The organism is Pseudomonas sp. FP2309 (assembly GCF_030687575.1).
Lineage (GTDB): Bacteria > Pseudomonadota > Gammaproteobacteria > Pseudomonadales > Pseudomonadaceae > Aquipseudomonas.
The window spans coordinates 3,690,563-3,717,128 of record NZ_CP117439.1; the positions used below are offsets into that span (position 1 = coordinate 3,690,563).

The 26,566-nt window shown below is 61.4% G+C and carries 26 protein-coding genes, 4 tRNA genes, 2 pseudogenes and 1 riboswitch; of the genes and pseudogenes, 7 read left to right on the forward strand and 25 right to left on the reverse strand.

Features of this window, described 5'->3' with window-relative positions:
* Nucleotides 1–38: 38 nt before the first annotated feature.
* The 13 genes from PSH59_RS16885 to uvrB form a co-directional block, all read right to left on the reverse strand.
* Nucleotides 39–1,229: a hypothetical protein gene (locus tag PSH59_RS16885; protein ID WP_305393254.1), complete on the reverse strand. Its 1,191-nt coding sequence runs from the start codon at nucleotides 1,227–1,229 to the stop codon at nucleotides 39–41.
* Nucleotides 1,230–1,277: 48 nt separating this feature from the next.
* Nucleotides 1,278–2,216 (reverse strand): hypothetical protein, encoded by a 939-nt coding sequence (locus tag PSH59_RS16890; protein WP_305393255.1) that lies wholly within the window; start codon nucleotides 2,214–2,216, stop codon nucleotides 1,278–1,280.
* A gap of 108 nt (nucleotides 2,217–2,324) precedes the next feature.
* Entirely contained in the window at nucleotides 2,325–3,173 is an 849-nt protein-coding gene (locus tag PSH59_RS16895) for a hypothetical protein (RefSeq protein ID WP_305393256.1), read from the reverse strand.
* 374 nt (nucleotides 3,174–3,547) lie between these two features.
* Entirely contained in the window at nucleotides 3,548–4,510 is a 963-nt protein-coding gene (locus PSH59_RS16900) for a tRNA-dihydrouridine synthase (RefSeq protein WP_305393257.1), read from the reverse strand.
* A 55-nt stretch (nucleotides 4,511–4,565) separates the two neighbouring features.
* Nucleotides 4,566–5,000: a thioesterase family protein gene (locus tag PSH59_RS16905; RefSeq protein ID WP_248082309.1), complete on the reverse strand. Its 435-nt coding sequence runs from the start codon at nucleotides 4,998–5,000 to the stop codon at nucleotides 4,566–4,568.
* Nucleotides 5,001–5,041: 41 nt separating this feature from the next.
* Nucleotides 5,042–5,875 carry an alpha/beta hydrolase gene (locus tag PSH59_RS16910; RefSeq protein WP_305393258.1) on the reverse strand — a complete coding sequence of 278 codons (834 nt, stop codon included), beginning with the start codon at nucleotides 5,873–5,875 and terminating at the stop codon, nucleotides 5,042–5,044.
* A 15-nt stretch (nucleotides 5,876–5,890) separates the two neighbouring features.
* Complete coding sequence (locus PSH59_RS16915) at nucleotides 5,891–6,430, reverse strand: TetR/AcrR family transcriptional regulator (RefSeq protein ID WP_248082311.1); 540 nt, start codon at nucleotides 6,428–6,430, stop codon at nucleotides 5,891–5,893.
* A gap of 181 nt (nucleotides 6,431–6,611) precedes the next feature.
* Nucleotides 6,612–6,687: transfer RNA gene (locus tag PSH59_RS16920), tRNA-Glu, on the reverse strand.
* 78 nt (nucleotides 6,688–6,765) lie between these two features.
* Nucleotides 6,766–6,841: transfer RNA gene (locus PSH59_RS16925), tRNA-Ala, on the reverse strand.
* Nucleotides 6,842–6,891: 50 nt separating this feature from the next.
* Nucleotides 6,892–6,967, reverse strand: a tRNA-Glu gene (locus PSH59_RS16930).
* Nucleotides 6,968–7,044: 77 nt separating this feature from the next.
* Nucleotides 7,045–7,120, reverse strand: a tRNA-Ala gene (locus tag PSH59_RS16935).
* A 147-nt stretch (nucleotides 7,121–7,267) separates the two neighbouring features.
* A complete protein-coding gene (gene gltX, locus PSH59_RS16940) occupies nucleotides 7,268–8,749 on the reverse strand; it encodes a glutamate--tRNA ligase (RefSeq protein WP_248082312.1) in 1,482 nt (493 codons plus the stop codon).
* Nucleotides 8,750–8,868: 119 nt separating this feature from the next.
* Nucleotides 8,869–10,884 (reverse strand): excinuclease ABC subunit UvrB, encoded by a 2,016-nt coding sequence (uvrB, locus tag PSH59_RS16945; RefSeq protein ID WP_248082314.1) that lies wholly within the window; start codon nucleotides 10,882–10,884, stop codon nucleotides 8,869–8,871.
* 343 nt (nucleotides 10,885–11,227) lie between these two features.
* On the opposite strand from uvrB, the gene PSH59_RS16950 reads away from it, so the two are divergent.
* Together PSH59_RS16950 and PSH59_RS16955 are read left to right on the forward strand one after the other, a co-directional pair.
* The gene (locus tag PSH59_RS16950) at nucleotides 11,228–12,424 is read left to right on the forward strand and encodes an amino acid aminotransferase (RefSeq protein ID WP_305393259.1); all 1,197 of its coding nucleotides are present in this window, start codon (nucleotides 11,228–11,230) and stop codon (nucleotides 12,422–12,424) included.
* A gap of 110 nt (nucleotides 12,425–12,534) precedes the next feature.
* Nucleotides 12,535–12,744: a hypothetical protein gene (locus tag PSH59_RS16955; protein WP_016970937.1), complete on the forward strand. Its 210-nt coding sequence runs from the start codon at nucleotides 12,535–12,537 to the stop codon at nucleotides 12,742–12,744.
* Between the two features lie 45 nt (nucleotides 12,745–12,789).
* Here PSH59_RS16955 and PSH59_RS16960 read toward each other — a convergent pair whose 3' ends face one another.
* Complete coding sequence (locus PSH59_RS16960) at nucleotides 12,790–13,662, reverse strand: LysR family transcriptional regulator (protein ID WP_305393260.1); 873 nt, start codon at nucleotides 13,660–13,662, stop codon at nucleotides 12,790–12,792.
* A 104-nt stretch (nucleotides 13,663–13,766) separates the two neighbouring features.
* On the opposite strand from PSH59_RS16960, the gene PSH59_RS16965 reads away from it, so the two are divergent.
* A complete protein-coding gene (locus PSH59_RS16965; protein WP_305393261.1) occupies nucleotides 13,767–15,158 on the forward strand; it encodes an aldehyde dehydrogenase family protein in 1,392 nt (463 codons plus the stop codon).
* A 174-nt stretch (nucleotides 15,159–15,332) separates the two neighbouring features.
* On the opposite strand, the gene PSH59_RS16970 is transcribed toward PSH59_RS16965, so the two are convergent.
* The 3 genes from PSH59_RS16970 to PSH59_RS16980 all read right to left on the reverse strand — a co-directional run bounded on the left by PSH59_RS16970 (nucleotide 15,333) and on the right by PSH59_RS16980 (nucleotide 17,402).
* On the reverse strand, nucleotides 15,333–15,809 hold the full coding sequence (locus tag PSH59_RS16970; RefSeq protein ID WP_017527818.1) for a hypothetical protein: 477 nt from the start codon (nucleotides 15,807–15,809) through the stop codon (nucleotides 15,333–15,335).
* 30 nt (nucleotides 15,810–15,839) lie between these two features.
* A complete protein-coding gene (locus tag PSH59_RS16975) occupies nucleotides 15,840–16,343 on the reverse strand; it encodes a hypothetical protein (RefSeq protein WP_305393262.1) in 504 nt (167 codons plus the stop codon).
* Nucleotides 16,344–16,577: 234 nt separating this feature from the next.
* Nucleotides 16,578–17,402: a M24 family metallopeptidase gene (locus PSH59_RS16980; protein ID WP_305393263.1), complete on the reverse strand. Its 825-nt coding sequence runs from the start codon at nucleotides 17,400–17,402 to the stop codon at nucleotides 16,578–16,580.
* Nucleotides 17,403–17,501: 99 nt separating this feature from the next.
* Nucleotides 17,502–17,696, forward strand: a riboswitch (cobalamin riboswitch).
* Nucleotides 17,697–17,810: 114 nt separating this feature from the next.
* Here PSH59_RS16980 and PSH59_RS16985 point away from each other — a divergent pair.
* The 3 genes from PSH59_RS16985 to PSH59_RS16995 are packed head-to-tail and all read left to right on the forward strand — an operon-like array spanning nucleotide 17,811 to nucleotide 20,580.
* Complete coding sequence (locus PSH59_RS16985) at nucleotides 17,811–18,821, forward strand: ABC transporter substrate-binding protein (RefSeq protein WP_248082325.1); 1,011 nt, start codon at nucleotides 17,811–17,813, stop codon at nucleotides 18,819–18,821.
* Nucleotides 18,818–19,822: an iron ABC transporter permease gene (locus tag PSH59_RS16990; RefSeq protein WP_248082327.1), complete on the forward strand. Its 1,005-nt coding sequence runs from the start codon at nucleotides 18,818–18,820 to the stop codon at nucleotides 19,820–19,822. Before PSH59_RS16985 ends, PSH59_RS16990 begins: the two co-directional genes overlap by 4 nt.
* Entirely contained in the window at nucleotides 19,819–20,580 is a 762-nt protein-coding gene (locus PSH59_RS16995) for an ABC transporter ATP-binding protein (RefSeq protein ID WP_305393264.1), read from the forward strand. The genes PSH59_RS16990 and PSH59_RS16995 overlap by 4 nt, the downstream gene beginning before the upstream one ends.
* A gap of 64 nt (nucleotides 20,581–20,644) precedes the next feature.
* Here the strand turns inward: PSH59_RS16995 and PSH59_RS17000 are convergent, their stop codons facing one another.
* The 4 genes from PSH59_RS17000 to PSH59_RS17015 form a co-directional block, all read right to left on the reverse strand.
* Nucleotides 20,645–21,088 carry a GNAT family N-acetyltransferase gene (locus PSH59_RS17000; RefSeq protein WP_282446001.1) on the reverse strand — a complete coding sequence of 148 codons (444 nt, stop codon included), beginning with the start codon at nucleotides 21,086–21,088 and terminating at the stop codon, nucleotides 20,645–20,647.
* A 38-nt stretch (nucleotides 21,089–21,126) separates the two neighbouring features.
* A complete protein-coding gene (locus PSH59_RS17005; protein WP_248082332.1) occupies nucleotides 21,127–21,666 on the reverse strand; it encodes a hypothetical protein in 540 nt (179 codons plus the stop codon).
* A 211-nt stretch (nucleotides 21,667–21,877) separates the two neighbouring features.
* The gene (locus PSH59_RS17010) at nucleotides 21,878–22,804 is read right to left on the reverse strand and encodes an alpha/beta hydrolase (protein WP_305393265.1); all 927 of its coding nucleotides are present in this window, start codon (nucleotides 22,802–22,804) and stop codon (nucleotides 21,878–21,880) included.
* Nucleotides 22,804–23,244: a TspO/MBR family protein gene (locus PSH59_RS17015; protein ID WP_305393266.1), complete on the reverse strand. Its 441-nt coding sequence runs from the start codon at nucleotides 23,242–23,244 to the stop codon at nucleotides 22,804–22,806. The genes PSH59_RS17010 and PSH59_RS17015 overlap by 1 nt, the downstream gene beginning before the upstream one ends.
* A gap of 167 nt (nucleotides 23,245–23,411) precedes the next feature.
* Between PSH59_RS17015 and chrA the strand changes: the two genes are divergently transcribed.
* Nucleotides 23,412–24,611 carry a chromate efflux transporter gene (chrA, locus tag PSH59_RS17020; protein ID WP_305393267.1) on the forward strand — a complete coding sequence of 400 codons (1,200 nt, stop codon included), beginning with the start codon at nucleotides 23,412–23,414 and terminating at the stop codon, nucleotides 24,609–24,611.
* Here the strand turns inward: chrA and PSH59_RS17025 are convergent.
* From PSH59_RS17025 to PSH59_RS17040, 4 genes and pseudogenes are all read right to left on the reverse strand, one after another.
* Nucleotides 24,591–24,923: pseudogene (locus PSH59_RS17025) on the reverse strand (nucleotidyltransferase family protein); the annotation flags it as partial. The gene chrA and the pseudogene PSH59_RS17025 sit on opposite strands and share 21 nt — an antisense overlap.
* 26 nt (nucleotides 24,924–24,949) lie before the next feature.
* Nucleotides 24,950–25,183 (reverse strand): hypothetical protein, encoded by a 234-nt coding sequence (locus PSH59_RS17030; protein ID WP_248082340.1) that lies wholly within the window; start codon nucleotides 25,181–25,183, stop codon nucleotides 24,950–24,952.
* Between the two features lie 226 nt (nucleotides 25,184–25,409).
* Nucleotides 25,410–25,502 (reverse strand): annotated as a pseudogene (locus tag PSH59_RS17035) (LysR family transcriptional regulator); the annotation flags it as partial.
* Nucleotides 25,503–25,546: 44 nt separating this feature from the next.
* Nucleotides 25,547–26,509: an alpha/beta fold hydrolase gene (locus PSH59_RS17040; protein WP_305393268.1), complete on the reverse strand. Its 963-nt coding sequence runs from the start codon at nucleotides 26,507–26,509 to the stop codon at nucleotides 25,547–25,549.
* Nucleotides 26,510–26,566: the final 57 nt, after the last annotated feature.

Genomic DNA, 26,566 nt, shown 5'->3' on the forward strand with positions numbered 1-26,566 from the left:
TGCCGGTTTTTGCGCCTGACGGCCAAGCGAACCATTGGTCAACGGGACGGCGTATTGACCACCTGCCAAGGTACCGATTGCTCCTCGGCCAGCTCCTTTACGGCGCTTTCACGCATGTAGCCGTACACCCCAAGACGCCGAAGCGCTTGCCCTGGGTCCTTGCCGTCATTCAGCGTTTGCAGGGCAGCCCCATAACTCTTCGCCACACGAACGTCGTTGCTCTCCAATTGCGCGCGCTTGGCGCTGACGGCGTACAGAAAGTTGGCGTAATTCAACAACCGTGGGTCACTGCCATAAAAATTCGAGGCCGCGGCGGCCTGACGAATGTGCTCATGGGTCAACTCCAGCCTGAAAGAATCCCTCATGACGATAACGAAGCCGTCCGAGGCGACTTGAACCTGCTTATAGATCCCTTGGGGATCCTTCCAGAACCGAAGGATGGCGGCCTTGATCGCGCAGACCGTGACACCATTGCCTTCCACGCGTTGATAAAAGCCACTCCAGATCCGCGCCGGCGTGGCGCTGCGGGCTGCATCGACGGCATGCCCGGCCTCCTCGCCGGCCATGGGGTGGTCGCCGGCAAGTACGTATCCGTATCGCCCATCCGCCTTGTGGCGCTCGCCATACAAATGGTTCATCCCGTCCATGACCAGGGCCGAGCCACGGTGATGGGTGCCGACGACGCCTATCGCCCCGTCTGCGGTCATTTTTTCCGACGACACAAATTGAGCGAGACCGAATACACCCATCCCCTGCAGACATCGCTGAGTCGTCTCGCCCTCAAGGGTGTTTGCCAGGGCCGCCTCGAAACCGCCGTACCCTCCGGTTAATTGTTTGCGGCTCACAAAGGCGGCAAACATGAAATTCGCATCCTTTACTGCGCCTGAATCAACGCCGTAAAAACGCGAAGCCTCGGCCGCCTGCTGCAGCGCCTGGCCGGTCAGTTGAACCTCGAAAGCATCCTTCATGGTGATTCGGTAGCCATCACCGACACAGACCAACGCCTTGAACATTCCCGCCGGATGCTGACCAAAGGTCATCATCATCAATTTGATCACTGCCGCATGGGTGCTGCAGTCGAAGGCCTGGGCAAACCGGCGTTGCGGCACGTCGAAAGCCTGCAGGATATCCACTGGCTTTTCCCCCACACCCTTTGAAGAGAGCATCGCAAACGCTGCGCTTTGCCCTTTTTCCGGTATACCCGGACGCACACCCGCAGAGCTCTTCATCCACTGGATCCCTCATATTTATCGAAGCCATACTCAGCTCGCAGAGCCCTAGATCAGCGCTACGGCGTCACCACGGGTGGGAACAGGGCCGCGACTGCCCCACAGTTCTTCGCGACCATTGATGACCGCAACTGAATGCCCGGTGCGATTGCACATCCCCAACTGACCGCGAGCGAGTTGCCCCACGGACACACGCTTCATGTGCTGCCTCAGCCCGAGCCGCACAAAACCCTCCCCGGGCCCATACTCGTCCTCACCATCGTTCAAGCTGCGAATGGCCGCCGCGTAGCTTCTGCCGGCCGTGCGATCGTTGTTTTCCATCTGCGCGCGCTTGGCGCTGACGGCGAAGAGAAATCGCGCATCCTTGAGCATGCCTTTGTCCGGGCCGTAGAACCGTGCGCCGCGCGCGCCTTCGGCCAGTTCATGCGCGCTCAGCGTAAGTTGAAAGCCATCACGCATGACCACGTGATAGTCATTACCCATTGTGTGCACCTGTTTGAAAATATCCGTGGGGCTTTGGCCAAATCGATACATTGCTGCCTTGATGGCCGAAACCGTCACGCAATTACCATCAGGCCCTTGGCGAAAGCCGCTCCAGATACTGGCCGGCTTTTCACCCCGCCTCTTGCCCGAGAGGCCGGGGATGTCCACCGCCTGGCCCGGCACAGGTGCGTTCGGCACCGGTGCAGGTGTCACTGCGGGCGACGGCGCGCTATCGGGCATTGCAGGATCTGTTTCAGGAGAGACCAACCCCAACAACCGAGTGAAAAATGACGTGAACAAGGCGATCAAAGCACTGACCCCGGCCATGCCTGAGGCTTTGCCAGCGCCCTCAGCAGTTGATCGATAAGCGACAGAACTTGAAGCGTCCCGAGCTTCGGAACTTAATGTGGCGCACGTTTCATTACTGGCAGCCAATGGGCCAGCGTTCAGCACATGCGATACATTAACAATGCGGGCAATATTATTGATTGAATAGCTCGACATAGCATTCTCCAAGTGCACGCACTTCTTCAGTTGGACGTACCGCAGAAGTGCACGCACTGTTCAAGACATTGAAAGAAGTCCGTTCATTTCAGAACGTTTATGCTCATCTCACATTGCGCGAGCGGTTGTCTTTTTAGGACGACTTCCGGCATGGCCAGGGCTGGTTATTTCAGAGGTTGGGCTGTGGCGTAACGCTGTTGGCGCGGTATCTGGCACAGCATGGGAAGTTGTCACTGACTGCACGTGGCGGTTAACTTCTAACTTCGGCTCGGTTACGGCTGCTCGCTCAGGCGTGGTGTTATCAATGGGTACATAATGACGCTGTGCAGGGCTGAAATGCCTGCCTGGCTGCGGCTCCATGCGGTTGGTCATATGCTCGATCGGCGGTGCGCTGGTGTCAGGGCAAGGGCAGCGACCCACATTGACGTTCAAGTGCACGTTCGCCTTGGCGTCATTGATCACAGCGCGCTCGGGTTGCTGAACGTCGAAAGGCTCAACCTCCGGATGTGGAGAAAATGGCGGTATTTCATAGGGGTACCTGACGACCGCCGACCTGCCGTCATCCGGTTTTACCGAGTGTGGGTGCGTCTGCGTCGCTGGCACATCGCGCTTACTGGGTTTTGCTGCTTCCTGCGGTACGACGTTCGCCGGCTGACTTGGGGTCTGCGTCGGCACCACCGCAGCGGCGGGTGCGGCCGGTTGCTTGCCAGGCTCGGCCCGCACTTCAAAGGCCGGACGCTTCAAAGACATCATCTCGCGCATGGCTCGGAAGACCATGTCAAGCATGTCAAATAACTTGGTAAGCGCAGCCGCAGGGTTCATTACTTCATTGTTAAAAAACGCGGACTCAGCATGATGTTGTGACGGCGTGTGCGGCGTCGCTGGCGAAACAGTATTCTTCTCAACACGGGACGCGTCGACAGTGACGCGGGGAGTATGACTGACGGATAGAGACATTAATCGTATTCCTTAGTTGAAAGTTCCTCAGCCCTGATGAGCAACCTGGGAACTTATGGATTATTCGCTGGAGGCACTTAGGCTGCTTCACAGTCATTCCATTCGTGGAGAGTTAGGCGATCGGGTTCCGAAAATCGCTTTTAATATAAGGAAACCAATGTCTATTTATCGGAAATTGCCCCTACACCTTGCACGCGAAGCGTGATGAAAGCAGGGTTTAACCTGCACAGGCGGTTACATGCACTAATACACCGCACAAGCGCAACTAATGGACAATATTTACTCCGCTGTTTGTTGAGGTATTCGTGCTAACGCACACGCGCAAAAAAGGGCGCCGCAGCGCCCTTTTCAGGTCGGTCGAACAAACGGTCTGCTCAGTGCGCCGAGACCGGGTGAACCATCCCCAACAGTCGACTGACCTGCTCAAGATCGGTCTCGCGCCGCATGGCCGTAAACAACTCCACCGCTTCCGGGTAATTGCGGGTCAGCATCGCCAGCCACTGTTTCAAGCGGCCGGGCGCCTGCTTCTCCGTCAGTTGTGCAACCGATTGGGTCCAGAACTCGTGCAGCATGGGTTGCATCTGCGCCCAAGTCATCTCCACGACTTCCTCGCCTGCACGCGCCGCGGCAATCTGGCGGGCCAGGTCCGGGCGCGCCACCAGCCCGCGACCGAGCATGATGTCTTCAGCACCGCTGACCTCGCGACAGCGCTTCCAGTCATCGACACTCCAGATGTCACCATTGGCGAAGACGGGAACCTTGACTACGTCCTGCACGCGTGGGATCCACTCCCAATGGGCGGGCGGCTTGTAACCATCGGTCTTGGTGCGCGCGTGCACCACGATATGCGCTGCGCCGCCCTCGGCCAGGGCGGTGGCACACACCAGCGCACCGTCGGGGCTGTCGAAGCCCAGGCGCATCTTGGCGGTCACCGGAATGTGGGCGGGAACCGCACGGCGCACATGCTCAACGATCTGGTTGAGCAACTCCGGCTCCTTGAGCAGTACCGCACCGCCGCGCGACTTGTTCACGGTTTTGGCCGGGCAGCCGAAGTTGAGATCGATCACCTGCGAACCCAGCTCGCAGGCCAACGCCGCGTTTTCCGCCAGGCACACCGGGTCGGAACCGAGCAATTGCACACGCAAAGGCACACCTGCCGCCGTGTGGGCACCGTGCAGCAACTCCGGGGCGAGCTTGTGGAAATAGGCGGGGGTGAGCAGGCGGTCGTTGACGCGAATGAACTCGGTCACGCACCAGTCGATACCGCCCACGCGGGTCAACACGTCCCGCAGGATGTTGTCGACCAACCCCTCCATGGGCGCCAAAGCAATTTGCATGGAAAACACTCAACAAAAATCGTGGCGCAGTTTACTGGGTTTCCCACAGCAACCGTTAACCCCCCGTCAGCGCAGGACCATATCCGTCCAGAAACTCGGCGGGCATGCGCTTGGGCTTACCGCTGGAGAGTTCAATGCACACAAAGGTGGTCTGCGCCCGTAACAGGGTCACTCCGTCGCGCGGACGGACCAGTTGGAAGCGGCGGGTCATTTTCAAACGCTGATCCCAGTCGACGATCCAGGTGCCCAGTTGCAGTTCGTCGCCTTCATAGCCTGCAGCCAGGTAGTCAATCTCATGGCGCACCACCGCCATGGCGCGATCCAGACGGCGATATTCAGTGAGGTCCAGCCCCAGGCGCTGGGAGTGACGCCAGGCGCAGCGCTCCAGCCAGGACACGTACACCGCGTTGTTGGCGTGCCCCAGGCCGTCAATGTCTTCAGGCGCGACCTGCAGATCGATGATGAACGGCGTTGCCAAATCCCAGCCCATGCGGTGCTCCCGGTCGATTAATGTCGGCGGGCAGCAGTGTATCAGGCGCTCTGCCGTGCCGGTAAATGGCAGCCGGCCAGGAGCGCCAGCACGCCGTCAATCACCCGCGGGTCGGCCAGCACTTTCTGGTGCCCGCCCCTCTCCAGGCGCAGCAGGCGGCTGTCGGACCAGGCCTCGTGGATAGCCTGGGACGCCTTGACCGGAACGAAGGTATCGTCTTCGGCGTGCACGATCAGGCCGGGGATGTTCATCTGGTAATGGGCCACATCCAGGTGTTTGAGCGCCATCCCGAAGCTCAGCTCGACCTCCTGCATAAATGCCGAACGCGCACGCGCCGGCAAGCCGACCATCCTGGTAAAGCCGCGCAATACGTCGAGAAAACGCGACGGCGCTGCAATGCTCACCAACGCCTCGGTACGCAACCCCAATTGCACGGCCAGCATCGCGCTGGCACCGCCCATGGAATGGCCGATCACCGCGCGCAGCGGCGGCAACTCGGCGGTGGCCTCAAGCATGGCGCGGGCGAACAGCAGCACATGCGCCTCACGCCCCGGCGAGCGGCCATGGGCGGGGCCGTCGAGGGCAATCACGCAGTAGCCGTTGTCGACCAGGGCCGTGATCAAGCTGGCGAACTGGGTCGGCCGCCCTTCCCAACCATGCATCAACAGCACCGCTGGGCCTTCACCCCAGCGCAACGCCGACAAACCAAAGCGCAACGTGATGCGCTCCGATTGCGCCAACAACGGCAATTCCCAATCACGCGGCGGCAGTTCGCGCGGCGTCATGAAGGTACGGCGCATCTTGCTGGCGACGGCTTGGGGAGCCAGGTGGCCGACGGTGCCGTTGAAACGACGAATCCACGTCAAAGCAGTCATTACGCAAACCCTCCGTCAGCGCACCGCCGACTTGGCCGCACGTATCACGCGATCGGACAACTCGCCCGGGCCCAACGCCCGCGCCAATGTCAGCCCGCCCACCATCAAGGCCATGTCCGCCAGGGCCTTGTCGGTGTCTTCCGGGCTGCCGGCCAATTGTGCGGCCATCAACTCAACATGCTCGCTCAATACCTCGCGAAACGCGTCCGGCAAGCGCCCCATCTCGCCGACCGTGGCCGGTAACGGGCACGCCTGGGACGTGGAGTCACGGTGCTTGCGCGACAGGTAGAAAGCCGCCACCAGCGCACGGCGCTCCTCGTCGGGGAGCTGGGTGTCGATGTCGTCGATGGACGCGCGGCGCTGCGCAAGCAGTTGGCTGAACGCCTCGAGCATCAGCGCATCCTTGCTTTCAAAATGCGCGTAAAAACCACCGACTGTCAGCCCCGCAGCGCCCATGACTTCACCGACACTCGGCTCGGCCGGGCCACGCTGAATCAACGCGGCGCTGGCGGCTTGCAAGATACGTTCGCGGGTTTGCGCTTTTTTATCGCTCATAAAGCCTCCAAATCTCATGGACCGGATATTATTACCACAATAATATTTAGCAAGCGACCGTCACGACCATCTGTCAGAACGCAAGAAAGGAAATAAGGAGAGAATTGGCCGAACGCCAGACAAACAAAAGGGCCATTCAATAATTGAATGACCCTTAAAAATCCCGCAGAGCGGGTAATCGTGGCGTCCCCTAGGGGACTCGAACCCCTGTTACCGCCGTGAAAGGGCGGTGTCCTAGGCCACTAGACGAAGGGGACACAAACCTTCTATACAACTGACCGAGCTGAGATCGGTCGATTCAAGGATGGAGTGGCCAAAACCTTGAACCTGTAAATTGGTGGAGCTAAACGGGATCGAACCGTTGACCTCTTGCATGCCATGCAAGCGCTCTCCCAGCTGAGCTATAGCCCCGGATTTTTCGCCTCGCGGCGCAGCAGATCTTTCGGGCTGCTTGTTGAAACTGGCGTCCCCTAGGGGACTCGAACCCCTGTTACCGCCGTGAAAGGGCGGTGTCCTAGGCCACTAGACGAAGGGGACAAAACCTTCTGTACAACTGATCAGCGCTGAGAACTGATCGATTCAAGGACGGTGTGGCCAGACCTTGAACCTGTAATTGGTGGAGCTAAACGGGATCGAACCGTTGACCTCTTGCATGCCATGCAAGCGCTCTCCCAGCTGAGCTATAGCCCCTCATCGGTGAGGACGGGGCGAATCTTAATGGCGGCTTGGAAGTGTGTCAAATTTATTTTCAACATTTTCCAAATTTTTTTGCCGGGATAACAATCACTTACCGACGAAACCCCGGAAAACCGGGGTTTCGTCGCTGCAACAGCGTGCTTAAGCGATAGCGCCCAGCAGCTTTTCCCACTCTTTGTTTTCTTTCTTCGATACACCACCAAGCAAATCAAGGGCTTGGCGCAGGCGGAACCGGGTAAGGTCCGGACCGAGAATTTCCATTGCATCAAGCACCGACACCGAACTGGCCTGCCCGGTGATCGCGGCAAACATCAGCGGCATGGCGTCGCGCAACTTCAGTTCCAGGGATTCAACCACCGACTGGATCGTCGCGGTGATCGCATCCTTCTCCCACTGACGCAGACTCTCGAGCTTCCACAGGATCAACTGCATCAGTTGGCGAACCTGATCACCCGAGAGCTTCTTGGACTCGAACAGCTTGGGATCCGGGTTCACGCCGCCAGCAAAGAAGAAACTTGCCAAGGGTGCGACCTGACTGAACGTCTCCACCCTGCCCTGCACCAGCGGCGCGATCTTCATCATGTACTCAGGGTTCAACGCCCACTGCTGCACACGGCTGGCAAACTCCTCCACAGGCAGGTCACGCAGCCACTGGCCGTTGAGCCACGACAGCTTCTCGATATCGAAGATCGGCCCGCCAAGGGACACGCGGGACAGGTCGAAATTGTCGACCATTTCCTGCAGCGAAAACTTCTCGCGCTCGTCCGGCATCGACCAGCCCATGCGGCCCAGGTAGTTGAGCATCGCCTCAGGCATAAAACCCATGCGCTCATAGAACGTCACCGAGGTCGGGTTCTTGCGCTTGGACAGCTTGCTCTTGTCCGGGTTACGCAGCAGCGGCATGTAGCACAACTGCGGCTGTTCCCAGCCGAAATATTCGTAGAGCAGGATCAATTTCGGCGCCGACGGCAGCCATTCTTCACCCCGCAGCACATGGGTGATGCCCATCAGGTGGTCGTCGACCACGTTGGCCAGGAAGTACGTCGGCAAGCCGTCGGTCTTCATCAGCACTTGCATGTCCATGCGGTCCCACGGGATCTCGACGTCACCGCGCAGCATGTCCGGCACCACACACACGCCTTCGCTCGGCACCTTCATGCGGATCACGTGGGGCTCGCCGGCGGCCAGGCGCTGGGCCACTTCTTCCTTGGACAACAGCAGCGCGCGGCCATCGTAGCGCGGGGTTTCGCCACGGGCCTGTTGCTCGGCGCGCATCTGGTCCAATTCTTCGGCAGTGCAGAAGCACGGGAACGCATGGCCCATGTCGACCAGTTGCTGGGTGTATTGCTTGTAGATGTCGCTGCGCTCGCTCTGACGATACGGGCCATGCGGGCCGCCGACGTCCGGGCCTTCGGCCCAGGTGATGCCCAACCAGCGCAAGGCATCGAAAATCTGCTGCTCCGACTCACGAGTGGAACGCAGTTGGTCGGTGTCTTCGATCCGCAGGATGAATTCACCGCCGTGCTGCTTGGCAAAGCAGTAGTTGAACAAGGCGATGTAGGCAGTGCCGACGTGGGGATCCCCAGTAGGCGATGGCGCAATGCGCGTGCGGACGGTGGTCATGGCAGGTCTCGAATGGGCGATAGAACTGAAAATTGAAACAAGGGGCGAATGTTAACACCAGCGTGGGGGCTTCTGGCAGACCGAGGTGCTCGCGAAGAGGCGAGCACCCTCACCGTCACTCAAACGGTTAACAAGCGCTCACGCAACTTACCAATCTCATCGCGCGTCTGCGCCGCCGCCTCGAACTCCAGGTCTCGCGCCAGCTGGTACATCTTCTCTTCCAACTGACGGATACGCTTGGTGATCTCACTCGGCGAGCGCAGTTCGTTCTCGTACTTGGCGCTTTCCTCGGCGGCCTTGGCCATGCCCTTGCGCTTCTTGCTGCGCGAGCCAGGTACGGTGGCGCCTTCCATAATGTCGGCAACGTCCTTGAATACCCCTTTGGGAGTGATGCCGTTTTCCAGGTTGAATGCGATCTGCTTGTCGCGCCGACGCTGGGTCTCGCCAATCGCCCGCTCCATGGAGCCGGTGATGCGGTCGGCGTACAGAATCGCCCGCCCGTTGAGGTTGCGCGCGGCACGGCCGATGGTCTGGATCAGCGAACGCTCGGAGCGCAGGAAGCCCTCCTTGTCGGCATCGAGGATCGCCACCAGCGAGACTTCCGGCATGTCGAGACCCTCACGCAGCAGGTTGATCCCCACCAGCACATCAAAGGTGCCCAGGCGCAGGTCGCGGATGATCTCCACGCGCTCGACGGTGTCGATATCCGAGTGCAGGTAGCGCACGCGCACGCCATGGTCGGCGAGGTAGTCGGTCAGGTCTTCGGACATGCGCTTGGTCAGCGTGGTGACCAGCACCCGCTCTTCCAGGGCCACGCGCTTATTGATCTCCGACAGCAGGTCGTCGACCTGGGTCAGCGCCGGACGGATCTCTATCTCAGGGTCCACCAAGCCGGTCGGGCGCACCAGTTGCTCGATCACCCGGCCGGCGTGTTCGGCCTCATAGTTGCCCGGTGTGGCCGAAACGAAGATGGTCTGCGGGCTGATGGCTTCCCATTCATCGAAACGCATCGGCCGGTTATCCAGCGCCGAGGGCAGACGGAAGCCGTATTCCACCAGGGTTTCCTTGCGCGAGCGGTCACCCTTATACATCGCACCCACTTGCGGCACGCTCACGTGGGATTCGTCGATCACCAGCAGCGCGTCGTCCGGCAGGTAGTCGTAAAGCGTCGGCGGCGGCGCGCCCGAATCGCGACCCGAGAGGTAGCGCGAGTAGTTTTCGATGCCGTTGCAGTAGCCCAGTTCGAGGATCATCTCCAGGTCAAAGCGGGTACGCTGCTCCAGGCGCTGGGCCTCCACCAATTTGTTGTTGGCGCGCAGGTATTCCAGGCGCTCGGCCAACTCGACCTTGATGCCCTCGATCGCGCCCATCAGGGTTTCACGGGGGGTCACGTAGTGACTCTTGGGGTAAAAGGTGAAGCGCGGCAGTTTGCGGATCACCTCGCCAGTCAACGGGTCGAAGGCCGACAGGCTCTCGACTTCATCGTCAAACAGCTCGATGCGGATCGCTTCCAGGTCGGATTCGGCCGGGTAAATGTCGATCACATCGCCGCGCACACGGAAGGTGGCGCGGGCAAAGTCCATGTCGTTGCGGGTGTATTGCAGGCTGGTCAGACGGCGCAGCAGTTCGCGCTGGTCGAGTTTGTCGCCACGGTCGACGTGCAGCACCATCTTCAAATAGGTTTCCGGGCTGCCCAGGCCGTAGATGCACGACACCGTGGTGACGATGATCGCGTCTTTGCGCTCGAGCAACGCCTTGGTCGCCGACAGCCGCATCTGCTCGATATGGTCGTTGATCGAGGCGTCCTTCTCGATAAAGGTATCGGAGGACGGCACATAGGCTTCGGGCTGGTAGTAGTCGTAGTAGGAGACGAAGTACTCCACCGCGTTGTTGGGGAAGAACGCCTTGAACTCGCCGTACAACTGCGCGGCGAGGGTCTTGTTCGGTGCCAGCACCAGGGTCGGGCGGTTAATCTGCGCGATCACGTTGGCGATGCTGAAGGTCTTGCCTGAACCGGTCACCCCAAGCAGCGTCTGGTGCGCCAGCCCGGCTTCGATGCCTTCGACCATCTGGCGAATGGCTTCCGGTTGATCGCCGGCGGGTTCAAAACGGGTGACGAGTTGGAAATCCGACATAACGTACCTCGTGAAGTCACCCCGGACTCGAAACCGCCAGGGACGAAATAGCTCAGCAACCCACGAATAGTCATCGCAGGTTGCAGGAAAAAACCATGATAGCTTTAGAAGTGGTGACGGATGTGACGGGTTTCAAGGCAATCGTCCTACCAGCCGTCCCGTAGCCAGGTTGCAATAAGACTAACGGTCGGCAAATAAACCGAAAAACTTGGCCGAAAAGCCGTTTAGCCTGTCGCCCTCAGCGGTGATGGCCTCTATACTAGCTCCCCGTTTGTGCACCGCTCTAGTGCATTCGGCTGGAGCGCGACACGTCCCTCCCCTCCCCCATAGAGCTGCCGCAAAAATGAGCCTGTTCTCCGCTGTCGAAATGGCACCACGCGATCCTATCCTGGGCCTCAACGAAGCATTCAACGCCGACACACGAACCACCAAGGTCAACCTTGGCGTCGGCGTTTATTGCGACGAGGAGGGGAAGATTCCACTCTTGCGTGCCGTTGCCGAAGCGGAAGCCATTCGTGTGGCCCAACACGCCGCCCGTGGCTACTTGCCGATCGATGGCATCGCCGCCTACGACAAGGCCGTGCAAACCCTGCTGTTCGGTACCGAATCGCCGCTGCTCAATGCCGGCCGCGTCGTCACCGTACAAGCCGTCGGCGGCACTGGCGCCCTGAAGCTCGGCGCTGACTTCCTCAAGCAACTGCTGCCGAACGCCGTCGTCGCCATCAGCGACCCAAGCTGGGAAAACCACCGCGCGCTGTTCGAAACCGCCGGTTTCCCGGTGCAGAACTACCGCTACTACGACGCGGCCACCCACGACGTGAACCGTGCCGGCCTGCTCGAAGACCTCAAAGCCCTGCCACCCCAGTCCATCGTGGTCCTGCACGCCTGCTGCCACAACCCGACCGGCGTCGACCTGAGCCCGGCCGACTGGCAAAACGTGCTGGACGTGGTCAAGGCCAACAATCTGGTGCCGTTCCTCGACATGGCTTACCAGGGCTTCGGCGACGGCATCCACGAAGACGCTGCGGCTGTGCGTCTGTTCGCTGAGTCCGGTCTGACCTTCTTCGTTTCCAGTTCGTTCTCCAAATCGTTCTCGCTGTACGGCGAGCGCGTGGGCGCGCTGTCGATCGTGGGCGACTCCAAGGAAGAAAGCGCGCGCATCCTGTCCCAGGTCAAGCGTGTGATCCGCACCAACTATTCCAACCCGCCGACCCATGGCGCAGCGATTGTGGCCGCGGTGCTCAACAACCCCGAGCTGCGCGCCCAGTGGGAAGCCGAACTGGCCGAGATGCGCCTGCGCATCCGTGGCATGCGCGAGCAGATGGTCGCCGCACTGGCCAAGGCCGCTCCAGGCCACGACTTCAGCTTCGTCGGCCGCCAGCGTGGGATGTTCTCCTACTCCGGCCTGACCGTTGAGCAAGTCACCCGCTTGCGCACCGAGTTCGGCATCTACGCGCTGGATACCGGGCGTATCTGTGTGGCGGCGCTGAACCAGTCGAACATTGACGCGGTAACAAAGGCAATCGTTCAGGTTCTATAACCCTGACGGCGCTATACGAAGGGAAGCCGCGGCTTCCCTTTTTAATGCCTGTCGGAAAACACCCTGCTCCCCTAGACTGACCCTGATCGCCCCTTTGCTGTGAGAGCCCTATGAGAAACGACGACCTGGACCTGCGCGCCGACCGCGACGAACTGCACGACTACACCCCACGCGCCCCGCAAGCCAAACGCCAGAAAAGCCTGGTGCTGCAAGTGGCCCTGGGGGTCTTTCTCGGCGGATTGGCCTTATGGCTGGTGCAACTGGGCGCGACGGCAATCATGGCGAAGCTGGCCATGGGCACCTTCCAGTTCGGCGGCTGATAAACAAAAAAAGTGGGAGATGGCTTGCCTACTCCCGCCTTCGATTCACGCCGCTACCAGCCCGCGCGCCTCCAATAACTTCACAAAGCTGTTCAAACTCTGCGACACCGTGCCGCGCCGCCAGATCAACCAGGTATTCAACAGGCGAAAGCTGTCGGCCAACGGCCATACACTCACCGCAGCCGACCCCGGCATGCTTTCCAACATACTGCGCGGCATCAGTGCCAGGCCGGCACCGGCGCTGACGCACGCGAGCATGCCGTGGTACGACTCGATCTCGAAGATCTTGCCCGGCACCGCGCCGTCCTGCGCAAACCAGCGCTCGAAGTGGTGCCGGTAAGAGCAGTTGGAACGGAACGTGTAAATGTTCTCGCCGTTGACCTCCCTGCCCCGCGTGATCGGCGCATGATGCAGCGGCGCAATCACCACCATCTCTTCCTCGAACACCGCCACGCCCTCCAGCGTCGAGTGCAACACCGGGCCGTCGACAAACGCCGCCGTCAACCGCCCCGACAACACGCCTTCGATCATCGTGCCCGAAGGCCCCGTGCTCAGGTCCAGCTCGACCTTGGTGTGCTTCTGGTTATACGCCGCCAACAACGCCGGAATGCGCACCGCCGCCGTGCTCTCAAGTGACCCCAGCGCAAACGCGCCTTGGGGCTCCTCCCCCGCCACCGTGGCGCGGGCCTCTTGCACCAGGTCGAGGATACGCCGCGCATAGCCGAGGAAATTCCACCCGGCCGGCGACAGGCGCAGACGACTCTTCTCGCGGATAAACAACGCCACGCCCAGGTCCTGCTCCAGTTGCTTGATGCGTGTGGTCAGGTTCGACGGCACACGATGAATCAACTGCGCGGCGGCGCTGATACTGCCTTGCTCGGCAACGGCCTTGAAGATTTCCAGCTGCACCAGATCCAAGTCATTCTCCAATCGTGAATGTATTGCTTAATATTATTCAGTTTCCAGAAAAGAGCCAGCGCCTTACGCTGACCACCATCCCAACGCACACGCAGGACGGTGCCATGAACGCTATTTCCCCTCAGACCCACGCCCTGTCGATCAACCCCGCCAACGGCGAAACGGTCGGCAGCTATCCGTATGAAACCGCGTCGCAGCTCAACGCCGCGCTCGAGCGTGCCACCGCAGCCTTCCGCACCTGGCGCCGCCAGCCGGTCAGCGGACGCGCCGAGCGGTTACTGGCCCTGGCCGCTGCCCTGCGCGAACAAGCGGAGGAGATGGCACAGATGATCACCCTGGAAATGGGCAAGCCCATTGCCCAGGCCCGTGCCGAAATCGAAAAGTGCGCGCAACTGAGCGAGTGGTACGCCGCCCAAGGCCCGGCCATGCTCGCCCCGGAACCGACCCTGGTGGACAACGGCACCGCGCACATCGAATACCGCCCACTGGGTCCGATCCTCGCCGTAATGCCGTGGAACTTCCCGGTCTGGCAAGTCCTGCGCGGCGCAGTGCCGACCTTGCTGGCCGGCAACACCTACGTGCTCAAACACGCACCGAACGTGATGGGCAGCGCGTACCTGATCAGGCAAGCCTTCCAGAAAGCCGGTTTTATCGAAGGCCTGTTTGAAGTGATCAACGTGACCACCGAGGGTGTGTCCAGCGCCATCGCCGACCCACGGATCGCCGCCGTCACCCTCACCGGCAGTGTGCGTGCCGGCATCGCCATCGGCTCCCAGGCGGGCGCGGCGCTGAAAAAATGCGTGCTGGAACTGGGCGGCTCCGACCCGTTCATCGTGCTCAACGATGCCGACCTCGACGCCGCCGTACAGGCCGCGCTGATTGGCCGCTTCCAAAACAGCGGCCAAGTTTGCGCCGCCGCCAAGCGCCTGATCATTGAGGCCGGTGTGGTCGAAGCCTTCACCGCCAAATTCGTCGAGGCCAGCCGCGCCATGGTGATGGGCGACCCGACCTCAGCCGACACCTACGTCGGCCCGATGGCCCGCTTCGACCTGCGGGACGAGTTGCACGGCCAGGTCCAGGCCACTCTGCAAGAAGGCGCCACATTGTTATTGGGCGGCAATAAAGTCGCAGGGGCCGGTAACTATTACGAACCGACCGTACTGGCAGACGTCACCGACCGGATGACCTCGTTCAAACAGGAGCTGTTCGGGCCGGTGGCCTCGATCATCACCGCCCGCGACGCTGACCACGCGGTGGCGCTGGCCAACGACAGCGAGTTCGGCCTCACCGCCAGCATCTTCACCGCCGATGCGGCAAAAGCCCGGCATATCGCCGATCAACTGGAAACCGGCGGGATCTTCGTCAACGCCTTCAGCGTCTCTGACCCACGGGTGGCGTTTGGTGGCGTGAAGAAGAGCGGCTTCGGCCGCGAGCTGTCGCACTTTGGTGTGCGCGAGTTCTGCAACGCGCAGACCGTGTGGCTGGACCGCAAATAAAACAGGCAACACCCGTCAACTGTGGGAGCGGGCTTGCTCCCACCTTTGACCTGCGGTGCTTTTTCGACCAATCGACCGTCACTTCCCCCACTGCTTTTGCAGCATGCCCTTACTTGCTTCCAGCAGTTGCTCGCGCAGTAAGCCAGTCGCATGCCCGACAGGAAAGCAGCTGCGTCAAAGCGCCCACAGGCGGATCAAGGCAAACCCCAGGTCTACGTTGACGCAGTCACGCCCATCTACCCACTCATCCCCGCGAAGGCGTCGTCCGGTGTTGGTCTCGCGCTCACCTTTGGCAATCACCAGCACAAACAACCGGACCGGGCATTCGAATGAGCGCAACCGCTCAACATCAGCCCTCACTGACCAATTGCCCTCCAGGCACTTGGCTTGGGATATGTCGCCCAGACACTTGATTTCAGCAACCATGCTCGTTGAGCCACTGTCGTCCAGGGCATACAGGTCGGCTTTGCGCCGCTCGCCAATCGGCAAATCGGTCCAGAGGCTGATCTCATTCTTGAACCAGGCATACAAGCTGATTTCGGCCTGAATCCAGTGCTCGCGGCAACTGTTCAGTTGCAACACCTGTTCGAGTTTATCGCCCATTTCACGAAAGGCCCGCTCGAACAAAACAATCCATTGATCAGCATTCATGACTTACTCCCTGTGTATGACGTATCGAGGCTAGTGCTTGACTGGTGCATCCCAGCAATCCGGGTGGCGTGCGCAGACATCGTATTGGCGATCCATCAAGGCCATGCGGTTAATGTGGGCGTCCGTGGCCGCCCGGAACGACTGATTGCTGGTTGTGATATAGGCCGCGGTGCGGTCAGTCAGGCGTGCGTTTAACTGGCTGCGGGTGTGGGCATCCAGTGCCTGGGGCGCGGTGGCTATGGTTTGCAGTGTCACGTCGTTCAAACGACTCAACTCATCGCGGTAGGTGTTTACGTATTCGGCACGGGCCGCGTCATGCTGGTGGTTCAAGTCGTACTGCATGGCTTCCAGGTTCTGCTTGTAGAGCGCCCAATAGCCCGCGGGCAGCACGCCACCGTCTTGTTTACGCAATTTGGCAATGCGCGCGTCGTTATCCGGAGCCGGTTGGAGTACGGGCTTGCGCGCAGAAGTGACGACGGGGTCTTGATCAATGATCTGGTCGATCCAGCCCAGCCTTGAAGGGTTCGAGGGCAAAACCTGTCCTAACGGTTCAAGCGGCACTGGCGCAGCAGGTGGGGGTGACGACACTGACTGGGCGCAACCACCCAGCAGTAACAAGGTGCAAAGCCGGGTCAGGACAAGGACGTTGCGAAAAGACATAAGTTCTCCATGAACAAAGGCGAATCGAAAGGGCGCGGCAAATAATATCATTGAGCCATCACTGCGTGTCACCCCATCGCTCAAGCATTCGCAGGGCGGTACAGCGCATCAATCCAGCATCCGGCTAAGCAGCCGGTGCCCATCTGCCGTCACCTCGACCATCGCCGACAACATCACGCCGTCGGCACCGTCCGTGGAGAGCAGGCTCCAAAAGTCCGGTGGCTGATACCTCACACCAACGGTGCCCGCCTTGGCGATCACATACACGTTGAGCACTTGCCCGGGTTGCATCAACGGGCTGTCACCCTCGACCTTGTAACCGAGCACTTGCGGCTTTTGTATGCGCGCCTGCCCCATGGCATAGCCCGCAAACTCACGCACCGCGACGGCATGGCCCGCGTCCAGTTCCTGTTGTATCGCCGCCCCCACATTGGCCAGCCGCTGGCCGCCCTGAACGTGGGCGACTCCGTTGGCCAGCGCACGGCGCGCAGTCATCAGCAATTGGCGTTGCGCCGGGGTGGCATTGGGTGTGGCGAACGTCCAGACCTGGGCAACATGGGCCTGCGCCGATGCCGCGATCAACTCCACTTTTACCAGCGCCGCGTCCGGGAACGGCACATCGGTGGGCGGCGCGGCGCTCACCTGGTTATTCACCGACACCGCCACCGCTGCCGGGTAGCCGCGATAACCGAACATCATCGGCAGCCAGCCGTGCTGTGCGTACTGGTCGAGTAAAAATTCCTGGACCGCAGTGCCGGTGCCGCCCTTGCGGATCAGCGGCGCGACCTTGCGCAACAGGTCACTGGCGACGGGCGCCAGTTTGGCTTCCTCGGCAAGAATGGTTGCGTCATCCAACTGGGCGATGGCGCGGGCCCTGTCGCCGATCGCGTCGGTGTAGCGGGCGAGCGCAGGGTCAGCGGCGTGTGCGCTCATGCAAAACAACAGTGGCACTATTCTCAGACGTATTAACATGGCCTTCCTTGGGTTGGTTATGGACGGACCCAAATTGTACCTCCACCCAGCGCCCAAGATGGACTACCATACCGCGCCGGTTCCCCCACGGGACTAATAGGGAATTCGAAACGCCGCACGCGGCGCCAATCGAAACTGCCCCCGCAACTGTAGGTGCCGAGCCCGCTCCTCAACGCCACTGGACGCCGTCCGGGAAGGCTGGAGCGAGGCGACGACGCATCAGTCAGGAGACCTGCCGGCCCAGCAACATCACTCACCGGCGGGGTGTCCGGGAAGCACATCCTTGCCTGCCTTTATCACGACGCTCGAGGGTGTATTTCCGAATCGTACCTCCCCAGTTCCACGTACGGTTCAAACGGAGATCGCCCCATGCTGCCACGCGTTATTGCCCTGATCACTGGCCTGGCTTTCTGTGCCCTGGCCCAGGCGGCACCCACTGCTTACCCGCTGACGGTAGAAAACTGCGGCAGCACCCTGACCTTCGGGCAGGCCCCCGCGCGCAGCGTGACCATCGGCCAGGCCGCTACCGAAATGCTCTACGCCCTGGGCGTGGGTAATACCGTGGTTGGCACCTCTCTGTGGTTCAACAGCGTGCTGCCGCAGTTCAAGGCGCAGAACGATGGCATCGAGCGCCTGGCCAACAACGAGCCGAGCTTTGAAGCGGTGATCGCCAAGCGCCCGCAATTGGTGGCTGCCGAACTGGAATGGGTGGTGGGCCCGCAAGGCGTGGTGGGTACGCGCGAGCAATTCCACGAGCTGAAGATCCCCACCTACCTGCTGCCCTCCGACTGCGAAAACAAAGACAACCTGGTGGGCGCCGACGGCACGCGACTGGAGCCGTTTCGCATCGACACGCTCTACAAAAGCATCAGCCAACTGGCGCAGATTTTCGACGTACAGGATCGCGGCCAGCAGTTGAACGACGGGCTTAAGGCGCGCCTGGCCCACTCGGTGGCCACTGTGCAGAGCAAAGGCCTCAAGCACGCCAGTGCATTGGTATGGTTCTCCAGCGCCGAGATGGCCAGCGACCCGTACGTGGCCGGTCACAAAGGTGTCCCCGAGTTCATGCTCGAGACCCTCGGCCTGCATAACGTGGTGCAGTCCGATGAAGAATGGCCCGCCGTCGGCTGGGAAACCATCGCCAGGGCCAACCCGACCTTCCTGGTGATCGCCCGCATGGACCGGCGCCGCTACCCCGCCGACGATCATGAAAAGAAACTGGCCTTCCTGCGCAGCGACCCGGTCACGCGCAACATGGACGCGGTCAAACACAATCGCATCATCATCCTCGACGCCCTGGCGCTGCAGGCCAGCATCCGCACGTTCGACGGCCTTGAACAACTGGCGGGCGCCATCGACGGCTACGACCTGCCCCAATGACCCGCACGCTAATAGCCCTGGTCCTGCTGCTGGCCGCCGTACTCGCCGGCGTGGCCATCGGTGAAACCGCCATCGAACCGCAGGTGGTGCTCCAGGTGCTCGCCAATAAACTGTGGAACGCCGGCTACGCACTCGACCCGATTGACGAAGGCGTGGTGTGGAACTATCGCCTGACCCGCGCGCTGGTCGCCGCTGCCTGCGGGGCGGGGTTGGCCACCTGCGGGGTGATTTTGCAGTCGTTGCTGCGTAACCCGTTGGCCGACCCGTACCTGCTGGGCATCAGCGCCGGCGCTTCGACCGGCGCGGTGCTGGTGGCGTTGATGGGCGTAGGCGGCGGGCTGATCTCGCTGTCGGCCGGCGCCTTTGTTGGCGCCATGGCAGCGTTTGCGCTGGTGATTCTGCTGGCGCGGGCCAGCGGTTCCGTGAGCGGCACCGGGCAGATCATCCTGGCGGGCATCGCCGGCTCGCAGTTGTTCAATGCACTTACCGCGTTCCTCATCACCAAATCCGCCAGTTCCGAACAAGCGCGCGGCATCATGTTCTGGCTGCTGGGCAACCTCAGTGGTGTGCGCTGGCCGTCGGTGTGGCTGGCGGTGCCGGTGGCGGTCGCAGGGTTGGCGGTGTGCCTGTGGCACCGGCGCGCGCTGGATGCGTTCACGTTCGGCAGCGACTCGGCGGCGTCCCTGGGCATCCCGGTGCGCCGCGTGCAATTTGTGCTGGTGGGCTGCGCCGCGCTGGTCACCGCGGTGATGGTGTCGATTGTCGGCTCCATCGGTTTTGTCGGCCTGGTGATCCCCCACGCCGTGCGCCTGCTGCTGGGCACCGGGCATTCGCGCTTGCTGCCGGCCAGCGCCTTGGGTGGCGCGCTGTTTCTGATCGCGGCGGATGTGCTGTCGCGCACGCTGATCAAGGGCCAGGTGATCCCCGTGGGTGTGGTCACGGCGCTGGTCGGCGCGCCAGTGTTCGCGCTGATATTGGTCGGTCGGAGGAACGCGCGATGAGCGTGCTCAGTTGCACAGGCCTGGGCTTCAAGGTGCGCGAGGCCGAGCTGCTGCGCGATATTCAGTTGGACGTTCAGTCAGGCGAAACCCTCGGCATCGTTGGCCCCAACGGCTCCGGCAAGTCCACCCTGCTCAAACTGCTGGCGGGCCTGCGCAAGCCAGGCAGCGGCGAGGTGCGCTTGGGCGGCCAACGCCTGGACGACCTCTCCCGCCGCACCATTGCCCAGCAACTGGCGGTGGTGGAGCAACAGGCCGACACCGACGACGCCATCCGCGTGTTTGACGCCGTGGCGCTGGGCCGTACCCCCTGGCTGTCGGCGCTAAGCCCGTGGTCCGGCGACGACGAACGCATCGTGCGCCAGGCCCTGCACGACGTGGACGCCACACACCTGAGCAGCCGCGCCTGGCGCAGCCTCTCGGGCGGCGAACGTCAACGCGTGCACATCGCCCGCGCCTTGGCGCAGCGACCGCAAATTCTGTTGCTGGACGAGCCGACCAACCATCTGGATATCCAGCATCAACTGTCGATCTTGAAGGGCGTGCAAGCGTTACCGGTGACGACGCTGATTGCGCTGCACGACCTTAACCAGGCGCTGACCTGTGATCGCTTGGCCGTGCTTGATCACGGGCGGTTAGTGGCGCTGGGCGCGCCACTGGACGTGCTCACGCCACAGCGCTTGCAGGACACCTTCGGGGTGCAGGGGCATTACCTGACGGACCCGTTTGACGGGGCACAGATATTGCGGATGCGCTCCTAGGGCCAGGTCAGATGGCGCTTTGTGTGAGCAGGCTTACCCCAACAACCCCCTGCATGCCAAAGACCTATAGATACCGCTGCATATGCGTCGTGCGCCAAACCGGATCCGCCTCGACATCCACCACGGCAAAGCCCTGACGCGCCCAAAAATCAATCGCCCCAGGCAGAAAAGGATGGGTATGCAGGTACATCACCTCAACCCCCTGCCCCCGGGCCATCTCCTCCAGCGCACGGTACAACCGACCCGCCAGCCCGAAACGGCGAAAGGCTGGAAGCACGAACAGGCGCACCACTTCCACGGTCTTGCGGTGCTGGTAATCCAACTGCGGAAAACGCCCGTCGTAAGGTAAATAGCCGATCGCGGCGACGATTTGATCGCCATTGCGAGCGATCAGAAAGCGCCCATTGCCCTGCAGGTACGTGGTGTCGAAATGCGCCAGGTCCGCAGGCAGGCCGGTGGCGCTGAGCGCGGGGAACAGCTCGGCGCGGGCGTGCAGGACGAAGGTCATTACCTCGGGGATATCAGCCGCGACAACAAGTTGAATGATCACTCCCGCAACTCACACACCGCACTGCCCTTCATCCCCGATGCATGCACGCTCACATGGCGTACGGTAAAGCCTGGCGCCTGGACGATCTTCTTTTCATCCCAGGTATCGCCGCTGGCGACCTGGTAACCGATAGCGCCATCCGCCTGCCAGGTCAGGCGCAGCCTGTACACGCCGTTTTGATCGGGCACCTTGTGGAATGGACTGTCGATGATTGGCTTGGCCTTGTTGAAGGTGCGCAGGTTGAACACGCGCTGGTCGGTGCCGGGCGGCGAATAGCTGGACAGGAACAGCGTATCGTCCTCGGCCTGATCCTCGGCTGCGGCAAGGATCACCGAGGGCACCCACTTCTCGCCTCGGTTCTGGTTGTCGGTGGTGACCTTGCAGGTCAACTGGCCTTTGCCCGTGACGTTTTTGCGCAGCACGGTTTCGTAATGGCCGTACGGCACATCGAAGGTCAGGGTTTGTTCGGTGGCGGGGCTGCAAGCGCACAGCAGAGCCAGGGCGCAGAGGCTGAAGGCGCCTTGAAGATTTTTCACATGCATTCCTTTGCTGGAGTGGAGGACGAAAGGTTACGCGGCCCAACATGCATCTTCCAGTCTCTGGCGGACAAACTCGCCAGACCGCCAGGCGTTCGCCGACAGCCTGCGCGTTTCGCTCGAGGCGCCCAAGACTGACATCGACTCCAGCCCTTGGCGGCAGAGCTCGTTCAACGCAGAGCGGGACCTGTACGCAACGCTGCGCAGACCGCTATGCCCGATGACCACCGATGAACATCGTGATCCACCGCCGGCTGTACGCCAACACGGCGTCCGCCATCGCCACCGGAAAATGAATAAACCCGTGCGCCGACTCCGGCAGCAGATGCGCCTCTGCCTGGGGCCAGCGCGCGGCGATCAGCAGCGTGTCGTCTTTAAGCGGGTCCAACTCACCCACAAACATCAACGCCGGCGGCAGGCCGTCTAAGTCGCCGAACAAGGGCGATAACGGCGCTTGCCTGCGCTCGTCATCGCTCAAGCCTGGCGTGAGCATGCGCAGCGCGTCCACCATCCCCGGTCCGTCCAGCAACAAGGTGTCCGGCCCGGCGGTGCGCACACTCGGCGTGCCAGTCAAATCGTAAACGCCGTAGTACAACACCGCGCCGGCCACGCGCGCGAGCAACTCGGGCCATTGCTTGAGCGTCAGCAAGGTCGCCGCGGCCAGGTGCCCACCCGCCGACTCCCCCACGAAGAATACCGGCAGGCCGGCAAACTCCTCGGCACCCAGCAGCCAGCGCGCCGCCGCCAGGCAATCTTCCAGCAGCCCTTCAATCGGCGTGTCCACCGCCAGCCGATAATCCACCGACACCACCGCCACGTCGCACGCGTTGACCATGCCCAGGTTCAGGTCGTCATCCATCTGCGCATTGCCGATCACCCAGCAGCCGCCATGGATATCCAGCACCACGCCCCTGGGCTTGCCAGCGGGCCGCAGAATGCGCACCGGCACACCGTTCACGACGCGGCTTTGCGCCGCAGCTGCACGCTTGACCTTCTGGCTGACGCGCAGCAGCGCCTGGATCAGACGCGGCGTCACCCGGTTGCGAATTTTAAAGCGCGGCAGCCAGGCGAGCGTTTGATTGAAGCGGCGCATCTGGGCCAGTTCCGGCTCGCTGGCCGGCCAGGGTTGATAAGCCATCAGCGGTTATTGCGCAGAATCGAGAAATTCAGCGCCGCCGCGACGCACAGCCAGGCCAGGTAAGGGAACAACATCAAGCCGGTGATCAGGTCCAGGCGCACGGCCAACACCACCATGGCCGCCACGGTGATCCACAGCAATACGATGATCACCATCCCGGCTAGCAGCCGATGAGCGCCGAAGAACACCGGGGTCCACAGCGTATTCAAGGCGATCTGCGCAGCCCACAGCGCCAGCACCATTTGGCTGCCGGGGATCAGGCTGAGGCGGTAACCGGCCCAGGCCAGCAGCAGGTAGATGATCGTCCACGCGACCGGGAACAACCAATTGGGCGGCGTGAAGCTGGGTTTGACCAAGGATTCATACCAGGCACCGGGCTTGAAGATAACCCCGGTGCTGGCGGCGGCGGCGCAGGCCAGCAGGAAGATAAAAAAAGTCATGGTCGGTCCTTGAAAGGGTGTGAAGAGAAAGCAGCGCGTTGCTTGAGTGACACAAACCACCGTGCATAAATTCAATCCATGCCGCAAAAATGCCACGCTGCGCGTCATGAAAATTGAGTATGGTTTGCGAAATATAGACGATCACACTGGGAATCCCGACCGTGCCCATGACCCATCGCCCTGACAGCCCCCTGTCGGTTTTCCTTATCTTCCTGCGCCTGGGCCTCACCTCCTTCGGTGGGCCTATAGCGCACTTGGGCTACTTTCGCGCCGAGTTCGTCACCCGGCGCCGCTGGTTGAGCGAACGCAGCTACGCAGACTTGGTCGCGTTGTGCCAGTTCTTGCCCGGCCCGGCCAGCAGCCAGGTGGGTATCGCGCTGGGCCTGCAACGGGCGGGCTACGGCGGCGCGCTGGCGGCATGGGCCGGATTTACCTTGCCGTCCGCCCTGCTGTTGATAGTGCTGGCTCTGGGCCTCGCCCAGCACAGCGAGGCTCTGCCGAGCGGCGTGTTGCATGGCCTTAAAGTGGTCGCCGTGGCCGTGGTCGCCCAAGCAGTGTGGGGCATGGCGCGCAACCTGTGCCGGGGCGTGGTGCGGGTGACGCTGATGGTGATCGCCGCCGTGTTGGCGCTGCTGACCGCCTCCGCCTGGGGCCAAGTGGGCGTAATCGCCGCCGCGGGGGTGGCCGGTCTGCTGCTGTTCACGCCCACGCCGAACACCGAGCACGAAGCGCTGCCCATGCCGATCCGCCGTCGCACCGGCGCACTGTGGTTAGGGTTATTTGCGCTGTTATTGGTGGCGTTGCCGCTGCTGGCCGAAACGCTGCACAACCAAAGCCTGGCGCTGGTGGATGCGTTCTACCGCAGCGGCGCGCTGGTGTTCGGTGGCGGCCACGTGGTGCTGCCGCTGCTGCAAGCTGAAGTGGTCGCGCCGCACTGGATCAGCAAAGACCTGTTTCTCGCCGGTTACGGCGCCGCGCAAGCCGTGCCCGGCCCGTTGTTCACCTTCGCCGCCTTCCTCGGCGCCGCTATGTACGCGGCCCCGAATGGCTGGCTGGGCGGTCTGATCTGTCTGCTGGCGATCTTCGCGCCATCGTTTCTGCTGGTGTTCGGCGCCTTGCCGTTCTGGGAAGCCCTGCGCCGCAGCCCACGTACCCAAGCCGCGCTGGCGGGGGTGAATGCGGGCGTGGTGGGGTTGTTGCTGGCGGCGCTGTACCGACCGGTCATCACCAGCGCGATATTCAGCACCTATGACATCGGCCTGGCACTGCTCGCCCTGGTGGCGCTGATGATCTGGAAGTTGCCGCCGTGGCTGGTGGTGCTCGCCAGCGGCGGCTTGGGCTGGTTATTAAGCGTGACCGTCGGTTGAGCCCGGCGCCACAATCCTCAACCAAGGCCAGCGCGCCTGATAGCTGCCGGCCTTCTGCGCAAACAACACCGGCTCCGGGTGCCGTGGGTTGATACGCAACACCCCCTGCTCCACATCCGTCAACCCGTAAGGCGCATACACCTCGCCGGTGGCGATCTCCAAGCCGATGCAGGTCCCCGCCACCAAATACCGGTCCACCCCCTGCCTCGCCGAATGCAACTGAGGGTAAGGCCGGCCAAACCGCTGCGCGTACCAAAGGTGTACCCGCGCCTGGTTCTTAACCTCCACGTTAACCCCCAGGTCCTGGAACAAGCGAAACGCCCCGCACCGGCTGCGTATCAGCCCTTCAACTCCGCAGCCCGATGACTCGCCGCGTCATCATAAGCCACGTACAACGATTCAGCGATCTGGCTCTTGATGGCCTTGGTGGACTCCAACCCCAACACAAACCCCTCGGCCTTGCCGCCTGCGCGGTTGAGTTCTTCATGAGTGGCCGCGCCGGTGATGGCATCCAGCAGCTTGGCGGCATGAGGGCCGACGCCCTTGGGCAGGCTGATTTGGTCGATGGACATGGGCGATACCTTTGCAAAAGAGAGATCGGTAGCGCGTGGAACCACTGCCGGGGGTGGCATGGTAGACGGTTCTGGGTAACAGGGGGTGTTTTCCGGCCACCGTGCGGGTACGTCCGGTGCCTGGCCTGACGACATGATCCGGGCGCACCCGCCGCCGGATAAGTCTTAATGAGTGAGGCGATTGATTGCCGCGATTGTCGGGCTTGCATTATTGCAGTACGAAAAAGACGTCTCGAAAAGCGGGTTTGAGCCGGGCGTATAAACGTTGTCCCGCTTCAGTCCACGCCACGCTACGGGTTGTGAGATTAAAAAGCCGCACAGACGGCGAGCCCACGGCCCGCCGCTGCAGACGTGCGACGGGACTTATTTTTGCGGCACGACATTCCGGTCGAGGAAACGGTGGATTTCGCCACTGATCTCGTTCAAGTGTGTTTCCAGTGCGAAGTGCCCGGTGTCATAGAAATGTACTTCAGCTTTGGGAATATCACGCTTGAATGCGTTCGCGCCTGCCGGGAGAAAAAACGGATCGTTCTTTCCCCAGACGGCCAACATCGGCGGCTGGTATTTGCGGAAATATGCCTGGAACTCGGGGTAGCGCTTCACGTTGGTGGCATAGTCCCCGAACAGGTCCAGCTGAATTTCATCGTTACCTGGTCGCGACACGAACGCGTAATCCAAGGTGTAGGTTTCCGGCGCGATACTGTCTGGGTCCGCTACGCCATGAGTGTATTGCCACTTGATTGATTCTGGTTTGAGCAGCTCGCGCAATGCGTTGCGGTTCTCGACAGTTGGCGCCGTCCAGTAACGTTGAATCGGGTTCCAGCCCTCGCTGAGGCCTTCAACGTAAGCATTCCCGTTTTGGCTGATGATTGCGGTGATTCTATCGGGGTGTGCGACGGCCATCCGCCAGCCTACAGGCGCACCATAGTCGAAAACTTGAAGCGCGTAGCGCTTAAGCGCAAGCGCTTCAGTAAACCCGTCCATGGTTTTGGCAATGTTGTCGAACGTGTATGAGTACTTCGCCCGATCAGGGCTGTCCGAGAATCCAAAACCCGGGAAGTCAGGGGCAATCACGTGGTAACGGTCCGCCAGCTTCGACATCAAGTCGCGATACATGAAGGATGAGGTAGGGAACCCATGAAGCAACACGATGGTTGGCGCCGAAGGGTCGCCCGCTTCCCGATAGAAGATGCGGACCCCTTTTACCTCGACAAAATGGTGTTGGACGTCGCTTGCCCTTTGATGGCTAATGTCCGCCGCTTCGACGCCTGCGCTGACAAGCGCTGCACTGAGGGCCGTTGCCGCTAATAAACTTTTAATGCTCATGCAAACTCCTTGGACACTGAATGAAAAAGATAAGTGGTCTATCAGGCGGTGAGTTCA

Bases quoted from the DNA above. Each gene is read 5' to 3' on its own strand.
- PSH59_RS16885 (WP_305393254.1), bottom strand. From the start codon at position 1,229: ATGAAGAGCTCTGCGGGTGTGCGTCCGGGTATACCGGAAAAAGGGCAA.
- PSH59_RS16890 (WP_305393255.1), bottom strand. From the start codon at position 2,216: ATGTCGAGCTATTCAATCAATAATATTGCCCGCATTGTTAATGTATCG.
- PSH59_RS16895 (WP_305393256.1), bottom strand. From the start codon at position 3,173: ATGTCTCTATCCGTCAGTCATACTCCCCGCGTCACTGTCGACGCGTCC.
- PSH59_RS16900 (WP_305393257.1), bottom strand. From the start codon at position 4,510: ATGCAAATTGCTTTGGCGCCCATGGAGGGGTTGGTCGACAACATCCTG.
- PSH59_RS16905 (WP_248082309.1), bottom strand. From the start codon at position 5,000: ATGGGCTGGGATTTGGCAACGCCGTTCATCATCGATCTGCAGGTCGCG.
- PSH59_RS16910 (WP_305393258.1), bottom strand. From the start codon at position 5,875: ATGACTGCTTTGACGTGGATTCGTCGTTTCAACGGCACCGTCGGCCAC.
- PSH59_RS16915 (WP_248082311.1), bottom strand. From the start codon at position 6,430: ATGAGCGATAAAAAAGCGCAAACCCGCGAACGTATCTTGCAAGCCGCC.
- gltX (WP_248082312.1), bottom strand. From the start codon at position 8,749: ATGACCACCGTCCGCACGCGCATTGCGCCATCGCCTACTGGGGATCCC.
- uvrB (WP_248082314.1), bottom strand. From the start codon at position 10,884: ATGTCGGATTTCCAACTCGTCACCCGTTTTGAACCCGCCGGCGATCAA.
- PSH59_RS16950 (WP_305393259.1), top strand. From the start codon at position 11,228: ATGAGCCTGTTCTCCGCTGTCGAAATGGCACCACGCGATCCTATCCTG.
- PSH59_RS16955 (WP_016970937.1), top strand. From the start codon at position 12,535: ATGAGAAACGACGACCTGGACCTGCGCGCCGACCGCGACGAACTGCAC.
- PSH59_RS16965 (WP_305393261.1), top strand. From the start codon at position 13,767: ATGAACGCTATTTCCCCTCAGACCCACGCCCTGTCGATCAACCCCGCC.
- PSH59_RS16970 (WP_017527818.1), bottom strand. From the start codon at position 15,809: ATGAATGCTGATCAATGGATTGTTTTGTTCGAGCGGGCCTTTCGTGAA.
- PSH59_RS16980 (WP_305393263.1), bottom strand. From the start codon at position 17,402: ATGAGCGCACACGCCGCTGACCCTGCGCTCGCCCGCTACACCGACGCG.
- PSH59_RS16985 (WP_248082325.1), top strand. From the start codon at position 17,811: ATGCTGCCACGCGTTATTGCCCTGATCACTGGCCTGGCTTTCTGTGCC.
- PSH59_RS16990 (WP_248082327.1), top strand. From the start codon at position 18,818: ATGACCCGCACGCTAATAGCCCTGGTCCTGCTGCTGGCCGCCGTACTC.
- PSH59_RS16995 (WP_305393264.1), top strand. From the start codon at position 19,819: ATGAGCGTGCTCAGTTGCACAGGCCTGGGCTTCAAGGTGCGCGAGGCC.
- PSH59_RS17000 (WP_282446001.1), bottom strand. From the start codon at position 21,088: ATGACCTTCGTCCTGCACGCCCGCGCCGAGCTGTTCCCCGCGCTCAGC.
- PSH59_RS17010 (WP_305393265.1), bottom strand. From the start codon at position 22,804: ATGGCTTATCAACCCTGGCCGGCCAGCGAGCCGGAACTGGCCCAGATG.
- PSH59_RS17015 (WP_305393266.1), bottom strand. From the start codon at position 23,244: ATGACTTTTTTTATCTTCCTGCTGGCCTGCGCCGCCGCCGCCAGCACC.
- chrA (WP_305393267.1), top strand. From the start codon at position 23,412: ATGACCCATCGCCCTGACAGCCCCCTGTCGGTTTTCCTTATCTTCCTG.
- PSH59_RS17030 (WP_248082340.1), bottom strand. From the start codon at position 25,183: ATGTCCATCGACCAAATCAGCCTGCCCAAGGGCGTCGGCCCTCATGCC.
- PSH59_RS17040 (WP_305393268.1), bottom strand. From the start codon at position 26,509: ATGAGCATTAAAAGTTTATTAGCGGCAACGGCCCTCAGTGCAGCGCTT.